Source organism: Xanthomonas sp. JL1 (assembly GCF_038405005.1).
This window is the reverse complement of the sequence record NZ_JBBYGR010000035.1, coordinates 1-24,284: the sequence shown is the minus strand read 5'-3', so window position 1 is coordinate 24,284 and position 24,284 is coordinate 1. Positions and strand designations below refer to the sequence as shown.

Annotated in this window: 14 protein-coding genes, 2 other RNA genes and 1 pseudogene; 11 read left to right on the top strand and 6 right to left on the bottom strand. The window is 64.1% G+C overall.

The features are described 5' to 3' along the window. The first annotated feature begins 83 nt into the window (after window positions 1-83). Window positions 84-160: non-coding RNA, sX9 sRNA (locus tag WJW29_RS07235), on the top strand. A 92-nt stretch (window positions 161-252) separates the two neighbouring features. On the opposite strand, the pseudogene WJW29_RS07230 reads toward WJW29_RS07235, so the two are convergent. From WJW29_RS07230 to nudE, 4 genes and pseudogenes are all read right to left on the bottom strand, one after another. Next, window positions 253-590 (bottom strand): annotated as a pseudogene (locus WJW29_RS07230) (YnfA family protein). Next, a complete protein-coding gene (gene mazG, locus WJW29_RS07225; protein ID WP_011258543.1) occupies window positions 587-1,606 on the bottom strand; it encodes a nucleoside triphosphate pyrophosphohydrolase in 1,020 nt (339 codons plus the stop codon). The pseudogene WJW29_RS07230 and the gene mazG overlap by 4 nt, the downstream one beginning before the upstream one ends. A 242-nt stretch (window positions 1,607-1,848) precedes the next feature. Then, window positions 1,849-2,649, bottom strand: coding sequence for a 3'(2'),5'-bisphosphate nucleotidase CysQ (cysQ, locus tag WJW29_RS07220; protein ID WP_011258542.1), 801 nt, complete (start codon window positions 2,647-2,649; stop codon window positions 1,849-1,851). Then, window positions 2,646-3,194, bottom strand: a complete 549-nt coding sequence (gene nudE / locus WJW29_RS07215; protein WP_012445296.1) for an ADP compounds hydrolase NudE — start codon at window positions 3,192-3,194, stop codon at window positions 2,646-2,648. Before nudE ends, cysQ begins: the two co-directional genes overlap by 4 nt. A gap of 41 nt (window positions 3,195-3,235) precedes the next feature. Between nudE and bioA the strand changes: the two genes are divergently transcribed. After that, on the top strand, window positions 3,236-4,654 hold the full coding sequence (gene bioA / locus WJW29_RS07210; RefSeq protein WP_011258541.1) for an adenosylmethionine--8-amino-7-oxononanoate transaminase: 1,419 nt from the start codon (window positions 3,236-3,238) through the stop codon (window positions 4,652-4,654). Next, complete coding sequence (locus WJW29_RS07205) at window positions 4,645-5,379, top strand: 16S rRNA (uracil(1498)-N(3))-methyltransferase (RefSeq protein ID WP_011258540.1); 735 nt, start codon at window positions 4,645-4,647, stop codon at window positions 5,377-5,379. Before bioA ends, WJW29_RS07205 begins: the two co-directional genes overlap by 10 nt. A gap of 301 nt (window positions 5,380-5,680) precedes the next feature. On the opposite strand, the gene WJW29_RS07200 is transcribed toward WJW29_RS07205, so the two are convergent. Further along, on the bottom strand, window positions 5,681-6,697 hold the full coding sequence (locus tag WJW29_RS07200) for a glucokinase family protein (protein ID WP_033013205.1): 1,017 nt from the start codon (window positions 6,695-6,697) through the stop codon (window positions 5,681-5,683). A 701-nt stretch (window positions 6,698-7,398) separates the two neighbouring features. On the opposite strand from WJW29_RS07200, the gene WJW29_RS07195 reads away from it, so the two are divergent. The 7 genes from WJW29_RS07195 to WJW29_RS07165 all read left to right on the top strand — a co-directional run bounded on the left by WJW29_RS07195 (window position 7,399) and on the right by WJW29_RS07165 (window position 21,501). Next, the gene (locus WJW29_RS07195) at window positions 7,399-10,110 is read left to right on the top strand and encodes a TonB-dependent receptor (protein ID WP_011258538.1); all 2,712 of its coding nucleotides are present in this window, start codon (window positions 7,399-7,401) and stop codon (window positions 10,108-10,110) included. A 207-nt stretch (window positions 10,111-10,317) separates the two neighbouring features. Further along, entirely contained in the window at window positions 10,318-12,003 is a 1,686-nt protein-coding gene (locus WJW29_RS07190; protein ID WP_041182072.1) for an alpha-L-fucosidase, read from the top strand. A gap of 3 nt (window positions 12,004-12,006) precedes the next feature. Then, window positions 12,007-13,074 (top strand): glycosyl hydrolase family 18 protein, encoded by a 1,068-nt coding sequence (locus WJW29_RS07185; protein ID WP_011258536.1) that lies wholly within the window; start codon window positions 12,007-12,009, stop codon window positions 13,072-13,074. 61 nt (window positions 13,075-13,135) lie between these two features. Further along, window positions 13,136-13,209: non-coding RNA, sX9 sRNA (locus WJW29_RS07180), on the top strand. 262 nt (window positions 13,210-13,471) lie between these two features. Continuing rightward, a complete protein-coding gene (locus tag WJW29_RS07175) occupies window positions 13,472-15,922 on the top strand; it encodes a family 20 glycosylhydrolase (protein WP_041182071.1) in 2,451 nt (816 codons plus the stop codon). A gap of 21 nt (window positions 15,923-15,943) precedes the next feature. Next, window positions 15,944-18,625, top strand: coding sequence for a glycoside hydrolase family 2 protein (locus WJW29_RS07170; protein WP_011258534.1), 2,682 nt, complete (start codon window positions 15,944-15,946; stop codon window positions 18,623-18,625). Window positions 18,626-18,831: 206 nt separating this feature from the next. After that, the gene (locus WJW29_RS07165; protein ID WP_011258533.1) at window positions 18,832-21,501 is read left to right on the top strand and encodes a glycoside hydrolase family 3 C-terminal domain-containing protein; all 2,670 of its coding nucleotides are present in this window, start codon (window positions 18,832-18,834) and stop codon (window positions 21,499-21,501) included. A 144-nt stretch (window positions 21,502-21,645) separates the two neighbouring features. Here WJW29_RS07165 and WJW29_RS07160 read toward each other — a convergent pair whose 3' ends face one another. Further along, the gene (locus tag WJW29_RS07160) at window positions 21,646-23,760 is read right to left on the bottom strand and encodes a peptidase domain-containing ABC transporter (protein WP_011258532.1); all 2,115 of its coding nucleotides are present in this window, start codon (window positions 23,758-23,760) and stop codon (window positions 21,646-21,648) included. 108 nt (window positions 23,761-23,868) lie between these two features. Between WJW29_RS07160 and WJW29_RS07155 the strand changes: the two genes are divergently transcribed. Beyond that, window positions 23,869-24,284 (top strand): transposase family protein (locus tag WJW29_RS07155; RefSeq protein ID WP_146769531.1); only part of this gene is annotated, 416 nt, incomplete at its 3' end.

Sequence of the window (24,284 nt, the reverse complement as noted above, 5' to 3'; positions counted from 1 at the left end):
CTCAGCGCTCCCGATGCCTAAGAGCAGCCAACAAAACGACTGCGCTCACCGCCAGGCGGACGCGGCCGGTACTCGGAATCGGCATGTACCACGCGCACACTGCGGTTCTGCGTGCGCTGTCCGCACCCACCTGGCGACTGCTTGCTACGTTTTGTTAGCCGCTCCAATGCCAGCCTCGTGCATGACAGGTGCAGCCGCTGCGGGCGGCAACTGGACAACACCGGCAACGTGCGCGCGTTTGCGCAAGCGCAGTCAGGCGCTACGCGGTGCGAACATGATGATCGCCATGCCGAACAGGCAGCAGACGGCGCCGAGCAGATCCCAGCGCGTCGGCGTCACGCCATCCACCCACCACAACCACAGCCCAGTGCGCTGGCAATATAGACGCCGCCATAGGCCGCATACACGCGACCGCTCGCGTCCGGATGCAAGCTCAACAGCCACACGAAGCTGGCAAGGCGTAGCGCGGTGGGCAACAGCAGCCACACGCTGCCGCCGTTGCGCAGCCAGAGATAAGGAAGGTAGCAACCGACCAGCTCGGCGAGCGCCGTCGCGGCAAACAGCAACAGCGTGGTCGGCGCGAGGTTCATATGGAACGTGGCGTGTCGGAGTCCGAGCTGTCGAGGGCGGAGTGATTGCCATCTGCGCTGTGGGCCACTTGGCCGACAACTGCCCGGTGACAGGCGCCAGGGTGGTGCACGGACGGTGCGCAGGGAAGAGGCGCTTGCGAGGCCGGTGCATCGCTCCCGGAACTGGCGATGGCTGGACCATCGCCAGCCTGCACATCGCGACTGCGCTCATTACGTTTGACCTGTTGCCACAGCGCTTCCTGCTCGCTCAGCGACAACGCATTCAAGGCAGTACCGGTCGCATGCGCCTGCGCTTCCATCGCACGGAAGCGGCGTTCGAACTTCAGATTGGCGTGCCGCAGCGCGGCGCCGACATCGACCTCGGCATGCCGCGCCAGATTGGCGCAAACAAACAACACATCGCCCAGTTCGTCTTCCAGCCGGGCCTGGTTGTCGGCCACCGGGCCGCGTGCGAACTCCACACGCAGTTCTTCGATTTCTTCCTGCAATTTTTCCAGCACCGGCACTGGCCCAGGCCAATCGAAACCGACCCGTGCCGCACGCGATTGCAGTTTGGTGGAGCGCTGCCATTCCGGGAGCCCACGCGCGACGCCGGCGAGTGCGGAGTCGTCCTGGTTGCCGGCAGCGCGACGTTCTTCGCGCTTGATCTGCTCCCAGTTGACGCTCACCGCCTGTGCATCGGGCACCTGTTGCGCAGCGAACACATGCGGGTGGCGGCGCACCAGTTTGTCGCTGAGCGTGGCGACCACGTCGGCGAAGCCGAATGCCCCCTGCTCGGCTGCCATTTGCGCATGGAAGACCACCTGCAGCAACAAATCTCCCAACTCGTCGCGCAGGCCTGCCAAGTCGTTGCGGTCGATCGCATCGGCCACTTCGTAGGCTTCTTCGATGGTGTACGGCGCAATGCTGGCGAAGGTCTGCTGCACATCCCAGGGGCAGCCGTGTTCGCGATCGCGCAGGCGCGCCATCAACTGCAGCAGCTGCTGGATGTCGCCGGTGGGCGGGGTCTGAGACATCGTGTATTCCTGGAACCTTTAAGAATGCGTGCGCTAGCGGCGGCCTATCGCACGCGCTGCACAGCAGATGTCATCGCGTGCTGCAGGGCGACCGGGCATACAACTGCGCGCGGGTACCGAAGTGTACCTTTCAGGTCGTCCGCATCCTGCGCAGCAACGCCGTGGCCACAGCAGTCGACGCAGCCGTGGCAGCGCGGCGTGCCAGCAGCCCGACTTCGCGCGCCGTTCTCCACACGCACGGCTCAGGCCAACCAATTTCGCCAGGGCAGATTAGGGTCGCCCAACGCAATGAAGTCGCCATTGAGCAAGGTGTCGCGGCGGTTATAGCGAAACGGTTTGCCGCTGGTGCAGGCCAGCAATACGCCACCGGCCGCATGCAGCACGCACTGGCCGGCGGCGGTATCCCACTCGGACGTGGGGCCGAAGCGCGGATACACGTCCAGGTTGCCTTCGGCGATGCGGCAGAACTTCAACGACGACCCTTGCGCAACCACGTCGATCTCGCCCATGCGATCCAGCGCGGCGGTAGTACGCGCGTCGCGGTGCGAACGGCTGGCGGCCACCCGTAACGGCTTGGCCGCCGGGGTGCGCGTGTGCAGCATCTCGTCGCGGTCGCCATCGCGGCGGAACGCGTTCTCGCCGCGTGCGGCATACCAGACACGCCCGTCGACCGGCGCCTGCACCACCCCGAGCACCGGCGCGCCCATATGGATGAGTGCGATATTGACGCTGAACTCGCCGTTGCGCTTGACGAACTCGCGGGTGCCATCGAGCGGATCGACCAGCCAGTAACTGGTCCAGTACTGGCGTTCTTCCCAGGCCACGTGCGCGGATTCTTCCGACAACACCGGCACGTCTGGAGTCACCCGGCGCAGACCTTCGACGATGACGCGGTGAGCGGCCAGGTCGGCCTGGGTCAGCGGGCTGGCGTCGTCCTTGAGCTCCACCGCGAAGTCCTGCGCATAGACCTCCATGATGGCGGCGCCGGCATCGCACGCGATGGCAATCACGGTTTCGCGCAGCTCCATCGGAATGCGGATCATGGGTTGCGCTCCAGCCACTCGCGCGCAATGAACAAGGCGGCCAGCGAGCGGCCTTCGGAGAAATCTTCGCGCAGCATCAATTCGTCCAGGCGTGCGATCGGCCACGGCACCACGTCCATCTCTTCCGGCTCGTCGCCGACCAGGCGCTCGGGGTAGAGGTCGCGTGCCAGTACCAACCAGGATTGGTGACTCATATAAGTGGGAGCGAGCGTCATCGCGCGCAGCACCTGGACCTGGCGTGCGCCGTAGCCGGCTTCTTCCTTGAGCTCGCGGTCGGCGGCCTGCTCGGGCGTTTCGCCCGCATCGATGCGGCCCTTGACCAGACCCAGCTCGTAGCGATGCACGCCGGCGGCGTATTCGCGCACCAGCAGCACGGTCTGCGCATCGAGCATCGGCACCACCACCACGGCCCCGTGGCCTTGGCTGAGTTGACGTTCGTAGATGCGGCGCTGCCCGTTGGAAAATTCCAGATCCAGCCGCTGCCGACGGAACGGCCCGTCGCCCAGATCGGTGATTTTGTGGATGGTCGGCAGGCGCAAGCTCATGCGTCGCACGCAGCCGCAAGGCGGGCCGATAGAATAGGCAGATGCATCGACATGTCCATGAACCCGAAATCCTAGCAGACCCTGCAGCCGCACAAACTGCCGAACATTGGCGGCAACGCGATCTTGCGGTGGTGTGGCATCCCTGCACGCAGATGCGTGAGCACCCGCACACGCTGCCGCTGGTGCCGATCGCGCGCGGCGAAGGTGCGTGGCTGGTCGGCCATGACGGCCGACGCTATCTGGACGCAGTGAGCAGTTGGTGGACCAACCTGTTCGGCCATACCGAACCGCGCATCGGCGCGGCCATCGCGCGCCAGGCCGGCGAACTGGAGCAGGTCATGCTGGCAGGCTTCACGCACACCCCAGCCGTGCAACTGGCCGAGCAGCTCCTGGAAATCGCGCCACGCCAGGCAGGACGCGCGCCATTGTCCAAGGTGTTCTATGCCGACAACGGATCGGCCGGCGTGGAAGTGGCGCTGAAGATGGCCTTCCACTCCTTCCACAATCGTGGCGAGCACCGGCGCACGCGCTTCATTGCGCTGGAGAACGGTTATCACGGCGAAACCATCGGCGCACTGTCGGTTGGCGACATCCCGCTGTATCGGCGCGTGTATGCACCGCTATTGCTGGAGTCAATGTTCACACCCTCGCCCGATGCGTATCTGGCCGAGCCCGGGCAGAGCGCCGAAGACTACGCACTGCAGGCCGCCGATGCGCTGCAGGCGTTGTTCGAGCAATCGCCCGGCGAAATCTGCGCACTGATTCTGGAGCCGCGCGTGCAGTGTGCGGGCGGCATGCGCATGCACCACCCGGCGTATCTGCGGCGTGCACGTGCGCTATGCGATGCCCATGGCGCGTTCTTGATCGCCGACGAAATCGCTGTCGGCTTCGGCCGCACCGGCACCCTGTTCGCCTGCGAACAGGCCGGCGTAATGCCCGACCTGTTGTGCCTGTCGAAGGGGCTCACCGGCGGCTTCCTGCCGTTGTCGGCGGTCCTGGCCACACAGCAGTTATACGACGCCTTTCTGGACGATTCGCGCGAGCGTGCGTTCCTGCATTCGCACAGCTACACCGGCAACCCGCTGGCATGTGCGGCGGCGCTGGCAACGTTGAAGATCTTCGCTGACGACGACGTAATTGCGCGCAACCAACCCATCGCCGCGCGCATGAGCGAGCTCGCTGCGCAAATCGGCGAACACCCGGCCGTGGCGGACGTGCGCCAGGCCGGCATGATCGTGGCATTCGAACTGACCCGGGGCGGCGACAAGCGCACGCCGTTTGCGTCTGCCGCACGCGTTGGCCTGAAGGCGTATCGCGCGGCGCTCGACAAGGGGGTGGTGCTGCGCCCGCTCGGCGATGTGCTGTACTGGATGCCGCCGTATTGCGTGGACGAGGCGCAACTTGCGCTGCTGGCCGACACCACCCGCCACGCCATCGCCGAGGCCGTTGCATGCGCCTGACCCGCTCCCACGTCGCGTTACCACTGCACTGCGACCAGGAAGTGGCGCTGCCGGAAGAATCCGCCAATCACCTGCTGCGCGTGCTACGGCTGCGCCAGGGCGATGCCTGCATCCTGTTCAACGGCGACGGCAGCGACTACCACGCGCGCATCACGGTGGCGGGCAAGCGCGACGCACGTGCGCTGGTCGAACGCGTGGAACCGCTCTCCAACGAATCGCCGCTGCGGATCACCTTGATGCAAGGCATCGCACGCGGCGAGAAGATGGATCTGATCCTGCAGAAAGCCACCGAGTTGGGCGTTGCGGCGATCGTGCCGGTGATTGCCGAGCGCACCGAGGTGAAGCTCGACGCCGCGCGCACGGAAAAACGCGTGGCGCACTGGCGCAGCGTGGTGGTCTCGGCTTGCGAGCAATCCGGGCGTGCACGTCTTCCCAGCGTGGCCACGCCGCTGGGTCTGCAGGACGCGGCGCAGGCCAGCGACACGCACGCGCTACGGCTGACCCTGGACCCGCAGGGCGAGCATCGCCTGGGCACGTTGGCATCGAGCATCCCGCAACACATTGTCGTGGCGATCGGGCCGGAAGGCGGCTGGTCGCCACGCGATCGCGCCACCCTCGCCGAGGCCGGTTTCAGCGGCCTGCAGCTAGGGCCGCGCATTCTGCGCACCGAAACGGCGGGGCTGGCGGCGATTGCGGCGCTGCAGTCGCGGTTCGGGGACCTGTAGCGCCACGACATCGTGGCAGCGTCCCCGGGCGCGACGGGGCGTTATCGGCAACGCCTCGTCGCGCCCGGGTGCGCTCTTACGGGAATGCGGGAAGTTGCTCGGCATTGCGTCGTCCGTTGCAGGTCGACGGCTCGGTCCACTGCGTCCCGGCCTGACAGCCGCGCTGGCTCGTAGCAGCGCATCTGGGCGCGACCTGGCGTTTATCGGCAACGCCTCCTCGCGCCTGGATGCGCTCCTACCGCGATGCGGAGTTGATCGATCCGGTGCAGCGGGCGTGCTGCACCTGCCGATATGCCAGCGCTCAGCGGCCGTGCAGCAGAAACCAGCTGGCCGCACCGATGACGCCGAGCTGGCCGTGCTCGACGATGCTCACCGGCACCTGTTCCAGCGCCGGACGCAACGCGCCCTTGTCGAGCAGGCGTGCGACGAAATCGCTTTCAGCGATAAAGCCGGCGATCTGCGGCAGGAAGCCGCCAGCCAGATAGACACCGCTACGCACGCCATACAGCAGCATCAGGTCGCCGACCACGCTGCCCATGAACCCGCAGAACGCCTGCAAGGCATCGTGCGCCAGTGCATCGTTGCCAGCCAATGCGGCAGCGGTGATCTCGGCGGGGTTGGCATGCAGCACAGCGTCGCCGCGCAGTGCGCCCAGCGCGGTGTACAGATTCAACAGGCCCGGGCCGGACAACAGCGTCTCGGTGCACACGTGGGTACGCGTGCGCCGCAGTTCCTGCAGCAGTTCCACTTCCAGATCGCTGGCAGGTGCCAGGGCCGCGTGGCCAGCCTCGGTCGGCAGCACTACCGGGTGGGCACCGTGGGGAATCCACAGCGCCGCACCCAGGCCCGTCCCCGGACCGAGCACCAACGCCGGGCCCGCGGCGCCTTGCGCGGGGCCCGACAACTGCATGACCTGGTTGCCGCTCATGTAATTGGCCGCGTAGGCGACCGCTTCGAAATCGTTGACCAGATACAAGGCCTGCATGCCCAGCTGGCGGCGAATCTGTTCGGGGGCCAGCACCCAGGGCAGATTGGCGGTGATCACGCTGCCGTCGTCCAATGCGTAACCGGCGCTGGCGATCACGCCACGGCGCACCGGCGCGCAGCCCACCTCCGCGAAGAAGGCGGCCATGATCTCGGCAAGACCCGGATACTCGGCGCAACGGTACTTGCGATAGTCCAGCACAGTGACTGGCTTGCCTGCGTCATTGCTTTCGCACACCAGCGCCAGGCGCACGTGCGTCCCGCCCACATCGGCGGCAACGAAGGTTTCGGGGCGCGGAAAGGCCACCGCTTCCATTGGACTGCTTGCGCTCACGCATTCTCCTGATCTGTGGCGACGCCTGGCGTCGTCGCCCGTTGTCCGACGAACGGCAAACGGGGTAGACAACGTTGTCAGCAATCGTCCTGTAACGCAACTGTGGCAATCGCGAATCGACCCGAATCAGGCAACACGCGTCATTCGCCAAAAATCCGCTTGCTTCACGGCGATTCCTGCATAAAATCAGAGCGGCAGGATGCCGTTTCCGCGTTCACGATGGAACACCCCGATAGTAGCAGTCGCGCTGCAAAGAGTATTGCGCAGGCACCGCAGCAAAAACGAAAGCTACTTCATGAAAATGCTGCATTGCAGCGCAATCGCAGCAACACCAGAGATCTATGACGATGTGTTGACAACGCTGTCAGCGCTACGCGAGACTCGATCCAAATCGGGGTTCTGGCAGGAGGGGCCATGGACTGTTCGGTACTGAAGAACGGGCATTCCCTCGTCCGGCATTCCAGATTCGTGAGTTGTGCGTCGCCTGACGTTGCCACTCACAGATGTGCGTTTAGCTCCAGCGCTTCACCACACGGGGGACACCTCCTTTACCACGCGAATCGCATGCACCTGCTTCGGGAGAAGCGCGCCAGCGGACGTATCGCGATCGGTCAGGGCGTGTTGTTTTGCCGGCCACGCCGAGCGCGTTGCGCCCTACTACAGGGCAGCGCGCTCACAGCACTAACCAATGAGGTTTAGCCATGCACAGCCGCACCACGACGTTAGCACTCTGTATCACCGCCGCTCTGTACTGCTCCGGCTCTGCAATGGCTGCCGGACAAGAACAACAAGCCCCAGCCAGCACGCCGTCGGCCACCACCGAGCTGGACACCATCACCGTCACCGGCTACCGCGCATCGCTGGAGAAGAGCCAGTCGGTCAAGCGTGCGGCCAACTCCATCGTCGATGCGATCAGCGCCGAAGACATCGGCAAGTTCCCGGACACCAATGCGGCCGAATCGCTGGCGCATGTTCCGGGTATCAGCGTCGACCGCCAGTTCGGCGAAGGCGAAAAGGTCAGCATCAACGGCACCGACCCGGCACTGAACCGTGTGCTGCTCAACGGCCAGACCATCGCTTCCGGCGACTGGGGCGGCAATCCCAGCGACACCAGCGGCCGCACCTTCAACTACACCCTGCTGTCGCCGGAAATCATCGGCCTGATGGAGGTCTACAAGACCCCAGAAGCGCGTATCGACGAAGGCTCGATCGGCGGCACCGTGATCGTGCATACCCGCAAGCCGCTGGATCTGCCCAAGAACACCATCCGCGGCTCGGTGGGCTACAACTACAACGACCGCTCCAAAGAAGGTAACCCACGTGGTTCGGCCTTGTGGAGCTGGAAGAACGACGACGAAACCTTCGGCGCGTTGATTTCGGCCACCCATGACGAGCAGGACCTGGCGCGCGCCGGTATCGAATACTTCGGCTATACCACTGGCCGAAACGATAAAGGCGAGGGCATTCCGGCGACCGCCACCATCACCGGCGACGGCAGCGATGTGGCCACCGCACGCGTCCCGGCCGGCATCAGCAGCGCGTTCTTCCAGCAAACCCGCGAGCGCAACGGCTTGCAGGGCGCGTTGCAGTGGAAGCCGGACGAGAACAACGAATTCAATCTGACCGGCATCTACATCAAGGGTAAATACAACAACTACAGCCAGGCGCGCTACGTGTGCCCGGCCTGCAACGACGATCTGAAAAAGGTGACCCGCGCCAATGTGGAGAACGGCGTGGTCACCTCGGCCACGGTGTCCGACAACACGCAGGGCGGCGTCAATGACCAGCCATATGCGCAGATGGACACCAACTACCGCGAGAGCACCGTCACCACCAAGAGCCTGAACCTGCGGCACGACTGGTCGGGCGAGAAGTGGGTGTTCACCACCCAGATCGGCGATACCGAGGCCACCGGCGGCAAGAACCCCGAATACCTGATGAAGTATCTGATGCAGGATGGCGGGTACAACTATGCCTTCGACGGCCGCAATACCGCGGTGAACTACGACAACGGCGGCGCGGCCAACTGGGCGCTTCCGGGCAATCCGGCCGGACTGGCTCCTGGCGCTGAGACGATTCCAGGCACGTTGCCGCAGGTCAGCCCCATGCAGGCTGGCGGCCTTGATTATCAGAAGAGCAAGGACCAGGAAAAATACTTCCAGTGGGATGCGGCGCGCGACCTTAGCTGGGGGCCGTTCAACAAACTGCAATTCGGCTACAAATACATCAATCACGACAATGGCGTGGACGCACGCGGCAACCGCATCAACACCACCGACCCGGTTTCGTTGACGCAGTTCAACCCCGGTACGACGCAGAGCAGCCTGTACGACGGTCTGGGCGCCAGCGGCGATCTGACCACGTGGCCGACCGCCAATCTCGGCGCGGTGCGCCGTTATCTGCTGGCGCAGCCGCAAGGTCCCTACAACACCGATTTCGGTGGCTCGTTCGACGTTAAAGAGATTACCCAGAACGTCTACACGCAGTTGAACTTCGAATCCGGCCAGTGGCGCGGTAACGTCGGCGTGCGCCTGCTCGATACGACCGACAAGTCCGAGTATTGGCAAAGTGCCGACAATGGCGCTAGCTACTCTCGCGTTGCCGAGACGCATGATTACCGTAAAGCGCTGCCGAGCTTCAACGTGGCCTACGACGTGACCGACGATGCCGTGCTGCGCTTCTCGGTCGCCAAGGTCATGGCACGTCCGCGTTATGGAGATCTGGCAGGCTCGTTCACCGTCAACAGCGGCAACGGCAACCTGACTGCCAGCGGCGGCAATCCGGACTTGAGGCCTTACGAGTCCACCAACTACGATCTGGCCGCCGAGTGGTACTTCGCCCCGTCGAGCATGTTGTCGGGCGAGGTGTTCTATCGCGACATCAGCTCGTACATCGTGAGCACAACTGTCAGCGAGTTTCGGCAGGCGGATCGCCGAGGGAATGAACAAGGCATATATCAGATCACCACGCCCACCAACGCTTCCGACGCCAAGGTCAAGGGCGCATCGATCAACTACCAGCAGACCTTCGGGCTGGGCTTCGGCTTGCAGGCGAACTACACCTATGCCAAGGCCGACGCCAGCACCGGTTTGAACCTGCCCTACCTGTCGCGCGACACCTACAACGTGATCCCGTACTGGGAACATGGCGACTGGACGGTGCGCGTCAACTACAGCTACCGCTCCAAGTACTTCACCCAGCTCGGGCGGCTGGCATCGGAAGACTTCGCAGACAGCTACAAGCAGCTGGATCTGACCGCCTCGTATCAGATCACCGATTACATGGGTCTCACCTTCGGCGCCACCAACCTGCTGGATTCCACGTATAAGTTGTACAGCGGAACCAGGGACACCCCGACGGCGTTCTACAAGAACGGCCGCGGCTACCAGGCCCAGCTGAACTTCAAGTTCTGATGTAGCGAGAGCGCGCCACCGCCCCTCCACGGTGGCGCGCTTTTTTTTTGACCTGTCCGCTGTCTGCAGCGGCAGGTCGTTGTTGCACCAAGGAGTGGTACTGGCCACGCCCCTTCGCCGCCGAGGGAGCATGGCCAGATCCGCTTTTGCCATCCACGCGCGGCTGCACCATGACCGATGCGTTTCGCTTACAGGAGTGCAGTTCCCATGACGCCCGATAGCCGCCAGTTCGCGGCTCCCTCCCGCCGCCACGTCGGAGCTGCACCCAGGACCCGCATGCTTGCATTCGCTCTAGTGCTCGCGCTGCCGGCGTTGCAGGTCCATGCGGCGCAATCGCCGACCGCCCCGACCGCCACCACGCTCAGCCCTGAAGTCATCGACCAGCAGTGGCTCGATGCCACCGCTGCCTATGCGCCCGAACGCGAGCGCCTGGTGCGCGAAGCCGAAGCCGGCGCACGCAAGGGCCCGTTCCGCCCCGACTGGGCGGCACTGAAGGCATATCAATCGCCGGCGTGGTACGACAACGCCAAGTTCGGCATCTTCATCCACTGGGGCGTGTTCTCGGTGCCGGCATTCGGCAGCGAGTGGTATTCGCGCAACATGTATCTGGAAGGTTCCAAGGAATTCGCCCATCACGTGGCCACCTACGGCCCGCAGGCGAGCTTCGGCTACAAGGATCTGATTCCCAAGTTCACCGCGCCCAAGTTCGACCCGAATGGCTGGGCCAAGCTGTTCCGCGCGTCCGGCGCGCGCTATGTGGTGCCGGTGGCCGAGCACCATGACGGCTTTGCGCTGTACGACTCGAAGTTGTCCGACTGGACGGCGATGAAGATGGGGCCCAAGCGCGACCTGCTGGGCGAATTGTCCAAGGCCATTCGCGCGCAGGGGCTGCATTTCGGGTTGTCCTCGCACCGCGCCGAGCACAACTGGTTCTTCGACGGCGGGCGCACATTCGATTCGGACGTCAACGACCCGCGTTACGCCGCGCTGTATGGTCCGGCGCAGGTGCGTCTGCCCGGCAAGGACGATGCCGATGTGGCCAACGACTGGACGCCGGTCTCGCAGGCCTGGCTGGACGATTGGCTGGCGCGCACGACCGAGTTGATCGATATCTATCAACCGGACCTGATCTATTTCGATTGGTGGATTGCGCACCCCACGTTCCGTCGCAGCCTGCCGACGATGCTGGCGTATTACTACAACCAGGGCGCGGCGCGGACCGAGGCCGATCGCGGCGTGGTGGTGAACTACAAGCTCGGCGCATTTCCCGAAGGTGCAGGCACGCTGGATATCGAGCGTGGCCAGCTCACCGGCATCCATCCCACGCATTGGCAAACCGACACCTCGGTCAGCAACGCCTCGTGGGGTTACATCGAAAACGACACCTACAAGTCGCCCACCTTCATCATCCACATGCTGGCCGATGTGGTGGCCAAGAACGGCAACCTGATGCTCAACATCGGCCCGCGTGCGGATGGCTCGATCCCGGATACCGAGCGCGGCATCCTGCTGGCGATCGGCAAGTGGCTCAAGACCAACGGCAGCGCGATCTACGACAGCAAGCCCTGGCGCGTCTACGGCGAAGGCCCCACCGAAGTGGTGGGCGGCACCTTCCAGGACATCAAGACCAAACCCTACACGGCCGAGGATTTCCGCTTCACCTCGCGCGATGGCGCGCTGTATGCAATCGAACTCGGTTGGCCGCGTCGTGGCGAAGCCGTGATTCGCTCGCTCAACACCGCCGATGGCGTGCGCGCTGTGACCCTGCTGGCCAACGGCAAGCAGATCCCGTTCGAACAACGCGCCGACGGACTGCATCTGCGCCTGCCGGTCAAGCCGGTTGGCGAGAGCGCCTACGTCTTCCGCATCGACCTTTCCTCTCCCACTCCCTGACGGATGCTGTCTTTCATGAGTAAGCGATTGACCTGGATAGTGCTTGCGCTGGCATTTGCCTGCGCCCCGGCCCTGGCCAAAAATCCCACGGCGTTGTTCTATCTGATGAACACGCAGAAATCGACCAACTCGTTCATTGCCAACATCGACAAGATCGATGTGGTGGTGCCCACCTGGTACGGCGTGGACCAGAATGGCCTGGTCAACGGCACTCCCAACATGTATCTGTACGACATCGCCAAGCAGCACAAGCTGCGGGTGATGCCGATCCTGTCGATGACCACCGGTCGCGAAGGATTCCACAAGCTGATGCATGACGAAGCCGCCAAGAAGCGCATGATCGAATCGCTGCTGATTCACGGCAAGCAGCACAAGTACTACGGCTTCCAGTTCGATTTCGAAAACATCGCCTGGACCGACCGCGACGCTTACACGCTGATGGTCAAGCAGACCGCCGACGCGCTGCACAAGGCCGGCTTCAAGATGTCGGTCGCCGTGGTGCCGAATGCACCGGGCTATGCCGAAGGCGGCCAGTTTTCCAAGTGGATGTGGGAATACTGGCGTGGTGCGTACGACCTGAAGGCGCTGGGCCAGGCGGTGGATCTGGTCAGCCTGATGACCTACGACCAGCACACCCGCTGGACCACGCCCGGCCCGGTCGATGGCATGGTGTGGATGAAGAAGCATCTGGATTACGCCATCACCCAGGTGCCGAAAGACAAGCTCTCGCTGGGTATCGCCACCTACGGCTACCGCTGGTACACCGGCAACCCGGTGAAGGAAGACGGCACCGAGGCGTCGAATATTTCGGCAACGTATATCGATGCGGACGAGTCTTTCCCGCTGGCGCTGGAACAGAACGCCACCGTGCAGTGGGATCCGGTCGAGCAGGAATCGTGGTTCTACTTCTATCGCGACGACATGCGCGAGTGGGTGTTCCGCCCGGACGCACGCAGCTTCAAGGCGCGCTACGAGCTGACCAAGCAGTACGGCCTGGAAGGTTTCAGCTGCTGGGTGCTGGGCGCCGAAGACCCGAAGGTGTGGGACGAGTTGCCGACTGCGCAGCGCTAAGCGCAGCCAACAACACGACTGCGCAGTGGCTAGGCGGACGCGGCCGGTGTTCGGAATCGGCATGTGCCACGCGTACATTCCGGTTCTAGGCACGCCGTCCACGCCCCGCTGAAAACTGCGCGCGACGTTTAGGTCGCCGCTCCAACTGAGATGACGCACCACCGCACGCAGTCACGGGCGCGGCTAGCACTGGAATCGGGCTGCATGTATTGCACCGCGGCTCCTGCGCTATCGGCGCCCGTTTTGCAGCGACCGATGACGTTGTCTTGGTCGCTCTACAACGCAGTCGCCAGGCTGCGCCGCGGGACCAAGCGTGGGCCCGTCACTGCGCCTTCCGACACGGCTTTGCTACTGTGCGCGGCTGCCGTGTACCGCCGCCACATCGGGATGTAATTGCATGATGTCGAACTCCGCACCCACCGCACGCCCGACAGCAGGCGCGCCGTTGTCCTCGCGCCTGCTTGCGCTCGTGTTCGCAGCAACGTCGCTGGCCGGTTGCGGTCAACGTGTACCTGGCACTCCACCAGCCGCCGCCACGGAGGGCGCACCTGCCGCTGCAGCGGCAAACACCGCGCGTACACCGTTGCCACTGATTCCTGCAGCCGTCGAGGTCAAACGCGGTAGTGGCAGCTTCGTCGTGGGCACCGGTACGGTGATCTCGATCGTGCCTGGCGATGCCGATGCACGTCGCAGTGCCGAACATCTGGCCGATCTGCTGCTGCGCACACGCGGGCTGCGATTGGAAGTGCGCGCCGAAACCAGCGCATCGCCGGGCAGCATCCGCCTGGAGCGCAGCGCGCAGGCGCCGGTAGCGCACAAGGAAGGCTACAGCCTGGAGGTGGATGCCAAGGGCGTGCGCATCGCCGCGCGCGATGGAGCCGGCTTGTTGTATGGCGCAGTCAGCGCCTGGCAATTGATGACACCGGATACGCACAAGGGCGAGGTCCAACTGCCGTCGGTGGCGATCCGCGACTGGCCGCGTTTCAGCTGGCGCGGCCAGCATCTGGATGTGGCCCGGCATTTTCATGATGTGGACACGGTCAAGCATGTGCTCGATACGATGGCCCTGCACAAGCTCAACGTGCTGCATTGGCATCTCACCGATGACCAGGGCTGGCGCATCGAGATCAAGCGCTATCCCAAGCTCACGGAGGTCGGTGCCTGGCGCACGCCGCCGGGCGCGGGAATGGACGGCATACCGCAACGTTATGGCGGCTTCTACACGCAGGAACAGATCAGCGAGATCGTCGCTTACGCCGCGCGCCTGCACATCACCGTGCTGCCGGAGATCGACATGCCCGGGCATGCACAGGCGGCCGTTGCCGCCTATCCCGAAGAGGTGGGCGTCCCCGGTGTGCGCACCCAGGTGGGCGTGGACTGGGGCGTCAACCCGTACCTGTTCAACACCAGCGAACGCAGCCTGACCTTCATCACCAATGTGCTGGATGAAGTGCTGACCTTGTTCCCCTCGACCTACATCCACATCGGTGGCGATGAGGCGGTCAAGGATCAATGGGAAGCCTCGCCGGCGGTGCGCGCACAGATGCGCAAGCTCGGAGTCAAGGACGCGCATGCGATGCAGGGCTGGTTCAACGAACAGCTGGGGGCCTACCTCACCCAGCACGGCCGGCGCATGATCGGCTGGGATGAAATCCTAGAAGGCGGCGTGCCGGCGAGTGCGTCGGTGATGTCGTGGCGCGGCGTCGAAGGTGCGGTCACTGCGGCCAAGCAAGGCCACGACGTGGTGCTTGCGCCGGGCGACTGGCTGTATCTGGACAATCTGCAAACCACGCGCAACGACGAACCGAACGGTCGCCTGACCGTGTTGCCGCTGTCGAAGGTCTATGCATTCGACCCGGTGCCGGCCGGGCTCAGCGCCGAACAGGCCAGGCATGTGCTGGGCGCACAAGGCGCGTTGTGGTCCGAATACATTTCCTCGCGCTGGCATGTAGATCACGCGCTGTTTCCGCGGCTGTCTGCGGTGGCAGAAGTGACCTGGTCGCCCAAGGCGGCACGCAACTGGAACAGCTTCCTGGCGCGTATGCCGGCACAGCTGCAGCGCTACAAGGCGCTGGGCATCGACTACAGCGACGGCGCATTCGCTGCCGATATCGCGCTGGAAAACGGACCCAACCCAGTGCTCGCCGGCGGCCCGGCCAAGGTGGCGCTGAGCACGCAGACTGGGGCGGGCACGCTGCACTACACCATCGATGGCAGCGATCCCACACCGGCATCGCCACGCTACAACGCACCGTTTACGATTCAATTGCCGACCACGGTCAAGGCCACGGCGTTCGATGCCAACGGCACGCCGCTGGCGGCCACGCGCAGCCGCACCTTTGATCGCGCCGGCTTGTTGCGCGTAGACACGCAAGGCTTGCAACACTGCGTCGAAACCGGCGCACTCGGCTTGCGTCTGCCGCTATTGCCGGAGATGACCGCCGCCGACACGCCGGTGTACAACGTCGATCTGTTCCATGCCTGCCGCATGTATCCGCAGGCGCGGCTGGACGGCATCGGCGCCATCCGCATCGACGCCGCACGCCTGCCCAATAACTTCGGCCTGGCGCATGAGCAATCCAAGGTCGTGCAGTACCCGGCCAACACCCGCGGCGGTGAGCTGGAAGTGCGTCAGGGCTGCGATGGCGAATTGATCGCCAGCGTGCAGCTGCCGCGCAGCGACACCCTGGGTGAGCAATTCACGCTGGAAACCGCACTGCCTGCACGCACCGGCATCCACGATCTCTGCCTGCGCTTTACCGCGCCGATTCGTGGCCCGTTGTATGCCATCGGCGCCGTTCAACTGATTGAAACCACCGCGCAGGCGCCCCCCGCCGCCACGCGCTGAGCCATCCTAGGAGAGTTACGCATGCCCCTGTTCCGTCCTCGTTCTGTTCCCGCCGCCGCCCGTCTCGGGCTTGCCCTGGCCTTCGCCATCTCGCAGGCCTGGGCCGCGCCGCCTTCGGCCGTGACGCTGGACGCCGGCTGGCAGGTGCGGCTGGTGCCGGGCCAGGAGCAGGCCAAGACGTATCCGAAAGCAGCGGCGTGGCTGCCGGCCCAGGTGCCGGGTGCGGTGCAGACCGACCTGATCGCCGCCAAGATCGTGCCCGACCCGTTCTATCGCGATAACGAAGGCAGGATCCAGTGGGCCGGCCTGAGCGATTGGCAGTACCAGACCCACTTCAACGTGGATGCGGCCACGCTCAAGCGCGAACACGTGGAGCTGGTGTTCGACGGCCTGGACACGTGTGCCGAAGTCACCCTCAACGGCAAACAACTGCTCAGCGCCGACAACATGTTCCGGCAGTGGCGCGTGGATGCGAAGTCCTTGCTCAAGCGCGGCGACAACGTGCTGGAGGTCAAGCTCTACTCGCCGATCAAGAAGATCCAGCCGTGGCTGGCCAAGCAGCCGTACGCGCTGCCGGGCGCTTATGACTCGGCCTTCGGCGACGAGCCCGAGGCACGCCACAGCTCCACCTATGTGCGCAAGGCGCCGTACAACTTCGGCTGGGACTGGGGCCCGCGCATGGTCAACGCCGGCATCTGGAAGGATGTGCGCGTGGAAGCGTGGGACGCCGTGCGTGTGGATGGGCTGCATATCGCCCAGCAACGCGTGGATGCCGAGAGCGCGCAATTGCAGGCGCAGCTGGAACTGCAGGCCGGCCGCAGCGGCCCGGTGCAGGTGACGCTGGATGTACTGGGCCCGGATGGGCAGAACGTCGGCCAGTTCACCCAGGACGCGGTGGTCGACCCTGGTCAGAACCGCATCGCTCTGGCCGTGCGCATCGCCAAGCCCAAGCGCTGGTTTCCGGCCGGTTACGGCGCGCAAGACCGCTACACCTTCGTGGCCAGCGTGCGCGACGCCGATGGCGACAGCCAACAGATCAAGCGTGTCACCGGCCTGCGTTCGGTGGAGCTGCGCCGCGAAAAAGACACGTTCGGCAAGAGCATGGAGATCGTGATCAACGGCATCCCGATCTTCGCCAAGGGGGCCAACCTGATTCCGCTGGATGCCTTCCCCGCACGCGTGACGCACGACCGCATGCGCAGCACCTTGCAGGACGCGCGCGATGCCAACATGAACATGTTGCGCATGTGGGGCGGCGGACACTACCAGGACGATTATTTCTACGACGTCGCCGACGCGCTGGGCATCATGATCTGGCAGGACTTCATGTTCGGTGGCGCGGTGCCGCCGTACGACGTGGAATTTCGCGAGAACACCCGGCAGGAGGCGATCGAACAGGTCAAGCGGCTGCGCGATCACCCCAGTATCGTGTTGTGGTGCGGCAACAACGAAGTGCAGACCGGCTGGGAAAACTGGGGCGACCGGGTCAAGTTCAAACAATCGGTGGACCCGGAGGAGCGCTCCCGCATCGAACGCGGCATGACCACCCTGTTCGGCACGGTGTTCCGCGAAGTGGTGGCCACCTACGATAGCGACGTGCCGTATTGGGCCACCTCGCCCGGCACCGATTTCGACGGCGCGGCCGACCAGGCCAACGATGGCGACATGCATTACTGGAAGGTCTGGGGCGGCCCTGCCCTGCCGGTCACCGAATACCTCAACGTCACCCCGCGCTTCATGTCCGAATACGGCCTGCAGTCGTTCCCGGATATGCGCACCGTGCGCGCCTTCGCCGAGCCCGGCGACCTGGATCCGGAATCGCCGGTGATGCGTGTGCATCAGAAGTTCGACAAGGGCAACGGCAACAAGCGGTTGATGCTGTACATCCGCCGCGAATTCGGCGAGCCCAAGGATTTCGAAAGCTTCGTCTACCTGAGCCAGCTGATGCAGGCCGAAGGCATCCACATCGCCGCTTCGCATCTGCGCGCTTCGCGTCCGCAGTCGATGGGTTCGCTGTACTGGCAGCTCAACGATGTGTGGCCGGGTGCGTCGTGGTCCAGCGTGGACTACTACGGCCGCTGGAAGGCGCTGCATTACCACGCGCGCCGTTTCTATGCGCCGGAAATGATCGCCGCGCTGCGGAACGACAAGGGCCAGACCGAAGTGTCGCTGGTGTCCGACCGCACCACACCGCTGGCGGCACGCTGGCGCATGCGGGTGATGCGCATGGACGGCAAGGTACTGAGCAAGCGCGAAGACAACGCTAGCGTCAAACCGCTGAGCAGTCTGCAGGTCGGTAACTTCAGCGACAAGCAATTGCTGGGCAGCGCCGATCCGAAGCACACCTATGCCGTGTTCGAGCTCTTCGACGGCAACACGTTGCTGTCACGTGAAATGGTGTTCTTCGCGCCGGCCAAGCAGCTCGCATTGCCGACCGCGAAGATCGATAGCCAGTGGCGCACCGATGGCGATGGCTACGCGCTCACCCTGACCAGCAACACGCTGGCGCGCGACGTGTGGCTATCGTTCGGCGATGTGGATGCCACCCTGTCGGACAACGCCTTCGACCTGCTGCCGGGTGAGCCGCTGACCGTGCATGTGAGCAGCAAGGTAGCGCTGACGCAGCTGCAATCCGCGCTGAAGGTGCGCGATCTGGCTGCCACGCTGGCTGGCGCGCCGCCGGAGCCGGCCGAAGCGAAGTAAAACCGTCAGGAACAGGTCTCAGCAGATGACGCAGCACGCGTAAGTACGCTGCGTCATCCGCGAAGACCACATAGCGCGGTGAGTGCTTCCTGTAACGGGTCGCACATCACCAGTAAGCGATCCGCAATCATCACTGCCCGCAGCATCACTGCAGGCGACCCAAGAGCAACGCGTGACGGCCATGGCCGCCGCGCAGGAGTGAACCGATGTCGTTGTCCGTCTTTCCGTGCCGTCTTGCCGCCGCACTGAGTGTGGGTCTGGCTCTGCCGCTCATCGCTGCACCGGCAGTGTCCGCAAAAAACACCGATGCAACGCCCGAACAACGTGCCGCCGACCTGGTGGCGCACATGAGCCGCGAAGAAAAAGTGGCGCAGGCCATGAACGATGCGCCTGCAATTCCGCGCTTGGGCATCCCCGCCTATGAGTGGTGGAGCGAGGGCCTGCACGGCATCGCCCGCAACGGTTATGCCACGGTGTTTCCACAAGCCATTGGCCTGGCGGCGAGCTGGAATACCCATCTCATGCAGCAAGTGGGCACGGTGGTCTCTACCGAAGCGCGCGCCAAGTTCAACCAGGCCGGTCGCCCGGGCAACGACCACAAGCGCTACGCCGGTCTCACCATCTGGTCGCCCAACATCAATATCTTCCGCGACCCGCGCTGGGGCCGTGGCATGGAAACGTACGGCGAAGACCCGTTCCTCACCGGACAGATGGCAGTGGGCTTTATCCACGGCCTGCAGGGCGAGGACCTCGACCACCCGCGCACGATCGCCACGCCCAAGCACCTCGCCGTGCACAGCGGGCCCGAGCCGGGCCGGCATGGATTCGATGTCGATGTGTCGCCACGCGATGTGGAAGCGACCTATACGCCGGCCTTCCGCGCTGCCATCGTCGAAGGACAGGCCGGCGCGGTGATGTGTGCGTACAACTCGCTGCACGGCACGCCGGCGTGCGCCGCCGACTGGTTGATCAACGGCCGCGTACGTGGCGACTGGGGCTTCAAGGGGTTTGTGGTGTCCGACTGCGATGCGGTGGACGACATGACCCAGTTCCATTATTTCCGCCCGGATAATGCCGGCTCCTCGGCCGCAGCGCTCAAGGCCGGGCATGATCTCAATTGTGGGCATGCCTATCGCGAACTCGGCACGGCGATCGCGCGCGGCGAAGTGGACGAAGCCTTGCTCGACCAATCGCTGGTGCGCCTGTTTGCCGCCCGCTATCGCCTGGGCGAGCTGGAGGCCCCGCGCAAGGATCCTTACGCACGGCTGGGCGCGAAGGATGTCGACAACGCGCAGCATCGTGCGCTGGCCTTGCAGGCGGCGGCCGAGTCGATCGTGTTGCTGAAGAACAATGCAAACACGCTGCCTCTCAACGCCGGCACGCGGCTGGCGGTGATCGGCCCGAACGCCGACGCCCTGGCCGCGCTGGAAGCCAATTACCAGGGCACATCCTCCGCGCCGGTAACGCCGCTGCTGGGCCTGCGCCAACGCTTCGGTGCGCAACAGGTGAGTTATGCGCAAGGTGCGCCGTTGGCCGCTGGCGTGCCGGGCATGATTCCGGAGACTGCACTGCGCAGCGATGGCAAGCCGGGGCTGCGTGGCGAATATTTCGACAACCTCGACATGAGCGGTGCTGCGCGCGTGGTGCGTCAGGACCGCGCGGTGAGCTTCAACTGGGATCAGGTTGCCCCGGCGAAGGGTGTCCCTGCCGACCGTTATGCGGTGCGCTGGAGCGGCGAATTGCTGCCGCCCAGCGCTGGCGATTACACCCTGGCGGTGCGCGTGGCGCGTTGCTTCGATTGCACCGGGCACGACCCGGTGCGCCTATATATCGACGACAAGCTGGTGGTTGCCGGCAACGCCGAAGACAAGCACGTGCCGGCCGGCATGCACAACGCCGACGGCCGCAGCGTGGAAACTGTGCTGCATTTTAACGATACCCGCCCGCGCAAGATTCGCCTAGAAATGGAGCACCGCGGCCAGGACCAGGGCGTGCGCCTGGAATGGCTGGCCCCTGCCGCGGCGCAACTGGCCGAGGCCGAGCAGGCCGTGGCGCAGGCAGACGCCGTGGTGGCCTTCGTCGGCCTGTCGCCGGATGTGGAAGGCGAAGAGTTGCGGATCGATGTGCCCGGCTTCGACGGTGGCGACCGCAACGACATCGCCCTGCCCGCCCCGCAGCAAGCGCTGCTCGAACGGGCAAAAGCCTCGGGCAAACCGCTGGTGGTGGTGCTGATGAGCGGCAGCGCGGTGGCCTTGAACTGGGCCAAGACGCACGCCGATGCGATCGTGGCCGCGTGGTATCCCGGCCAGTCCGGCGGCACCGCGATCGCGCGCATGCTGGCCGGCGATGACAACCCCGGCGGTCGGCTGCCGGTGACGTTCTATCGCTCCACCAAGGACCTGCCGGCGTACGTCAGTTACGACATGAAGGGCCGCACCTACCGCTACTTCAAGGGTGAGCCGCTGTTTCCGTTCGGCTATGGCCTGAGCTACACCCGCTTTGCCTATGACGCGCCGCAGCTGTCCAGCACCGCGGTGCAGGCCGGCAGCACGTTGCAGGTGACCACCACCGTGCGCAACACCGGCGCACGTGCCGGCGACGAAGTGGCGCAGGTGTATCTGCAATATCCGGACCGCCCGCAGTCGCCGTTGCGCAGTCTGGTCGGTTTTCAGCGCGTGCATCTTGCAGCGGGCGAGCAACGCACGCTGACCTTCAATCTGGATGCACGCGCGTTGAGCGATGTGGATCGCAGCGGGCAGCGCGCGGTGGAAGCCGGCAACTACACGTTGTTTGTCGGCGGTGGGCAGCCGGATACTGGCGCCGCTGGCAATGCTGCGTCGTTTTCGATCCAGGGACGCTCGCCGTTGCCGAAGTAATGCCCGTGATTGCGTGACGCACAACAGGCGCCGGCTGTCTCAGTCGGCGCCTGTTGCATGATGGGGCGGGTCTGATGGTGAACCACGCAGATGCGCACGGCGTACAGCGGCTCGAACATCGCGCGCCAGCGAGTGTGGCTGCCCTCACGCACTCAAGACGTGATCTTCAGGATGTGGTATTTCGGGCGATTGCTGCAACTTCACTTCTTGCACGATCCGTCCATGCTCCATCACCAGGATGCGGTCGGCGCTGGCAATGGTTTCAGGGCGGTGCGCCACGATCACCTTGGTCAGTTGCAAGTGCTTCACCGCCTCGTTGACCAGGCGCTCGCGGGTGACATCCAGATGGCTGGTGGCCTCGTCGAGGAACAGCAGCTTCGGCTGCCGATACAGCGCACGCGCGAGAATAATCCGCTGCTTCTGGCCGCCCGAAAGCGAACTCCCCATATCGCCGATCAGGCTGTGATAGCCCATTGGCATCGCGGCGATATCCTCATGCACCGCCGCCAACTGCGCCGCCGCCTTGATCCGTTCCAGGTCGAAATCCGTATCGAAGAAACCGATGTTGTCGGCGATACTGCCTGCAAACAATTGATCGTCCTGCATCACCACGCCGATCATCGCGCGCACAGTGCGCGGGCCGAGTTTGTGCAGATCGTGCCCGCCGATCCGGATCGTGCCCTCGCTGGGCGTGAGTAAACCCAGCAAGAGTTTCACCAGCGTTGTCTTGCCGCAACCAGACCCACCAATGATGGCCACCGATTCCCCCGGTGCAATCGTAAAAGAGCAGTCCTTGACCACCCACGGCTCGCCGTCGGCGTAGCGAAACGATAGCCCTTCCACCTCGATGCTTGGCTCGGCGGGTGGCAGCGCGTGCGGTTGTGCGTGCTGCTTTTCCGGCGGAGTCAACACGATATCAGCCAGCCGCTCGCCGTGCAGGCGCAGCATGCGGAACTCGATCCATTTGTCGATCAACCCGCTCACGCGCATCGCGAACTGGTCCTTGTAGGCCAGGTAAGCGACCAGCATGCCGACCGAGAACACATTGTCCAGCGCCAACCTGGCGCCGATCCAGATCACCGCGATGCGCTCCAGGCCGAACACCAACTGGCTGGCCGTATTGAAGCCCAGGGACATCCGCGCCAGCTTCACGTCCTGATTGACGGTGTCGTTGAGTAAGTTCTCGTAAGTGGAACGGCGCACCGATTCTTCACCGGCCACTTTCAAGCTTTGCATGCCACGCAGCGATTCCAACAGATGCGTCTGTTGCTTGGCCGCGGCCACTAACTGTTGTTCGGTGCGGTCGCGCATGGGCCTATAGGCAATGGCACGGATGCCAAGATAGAGCGCGACCGCCAGCAGCGTCACCAAGGCAAGCTTCCAGCTATAGACCAGCATCAGCACCAGCGTCACCATCGCCATCACGCCATCGATCATGGCCTCGACGAAGCTGGTGGTGAGCGTGTGTTGAATGGTCTGCACCGAGGACATGCGCGAGGTGACATCGCCCAGGTGCCGCTTTTCGAAAAAGTCCAGCGGCAGCTTGAGCAGGTGCGCGAACACGTTGCCCATCCACTGCAATCCGAGCCGGGAGGAGAGCGACACCACCGACCAACCACGCAACAGGCCAATGCCGACTTGCAACAGCAGCGCCAATCCGAACCCCAGCCCCAGCACCACGAGTAAGTCGCGGTCCGCCGACACCAGCACCTGGTCCACCACCCATTGCGTGTAGAACGGCGCCAGGATGACGAAGACCTGCAACGCCAGCGACAACAACGCGATCTGCGACAGCGCACTCCACAGCCCACGGATGGGGCCGGTGAGTTGGCGTGCGGAAATGGAAGGCGCTGCCTTGTGCTGCTTGAACTCGGCAGTGGGCGTCAGCTCCAGTGCCACGCCGGTAAAGTGCTGGGACACTTCGCCGAGCGATAACCTGCGCTCGCCGATGGCCGGGTCGAGGATCGTCGCTTTCGATTTTCCAACCTTGGCGAGCACAACGAAGTGGTTGAGATCCCAGTGCAGGATGCAAGGCAGGGAGAGTTGATCCAGTTGTTCCATTTCCAGCCGTAGCGGGCGGGTGGAGAAGCCCAGCGTCTGGGCAATCTCGATCAACTGGTTGAGCCGGATACCCTTGAGCGACAAGTGGAAACGCCTGCGTAACTCGGGCAGATCCAATTGCATGCCATGCGCCGACGCCACCATCGCCAATGACGCCAGCCCGCATTCGCTTGCTTCTGCTTGCACAATCGCCTTCATCGTTCAGCTTGCTCCAGTGGCTGAAGATGCCACTATTGGTTTTTTAGGCTCTCTGAAAATTTGAGTGGGTAGGATTTCGTCTGGTTTACCACTGACGCGGGGATTGGGATGACGGCCAAGGTGTTTGAAGCGGCGCTGGGAATCGGCGCGCCGTGGTCGGTAGGCGCGGTCGAGTTCGACGAAGCGACCAAGGTGTTGACGGTGCCGGTGGACTTCAAACCGGGCACGAGGTTCAAGGTATCGGGCCAAGAAGAGCTTCATCCGGTTCATGACACCGTGGTCAAGACCTACCGGCACCTGAACTTTTTCCAGCACGAGTGCTACCTGAAGGTTCGCACGCCGCGTGTGAAGCTTGGGGGCGGATCGGTTCGCCTGGTCGAGCCAGACTTCGCTGGGCGGTTGTCGGGCTTCACGCTGTTGTTCGAGGCGCTGGTGCTGATGTTGTCGCAGCAGATGCCGTTCGCGGCCGTTGCGCGCATCGTGGGCGAGTCGGCGTACCGGTGCATGCAGGTGTGCAACCGCTA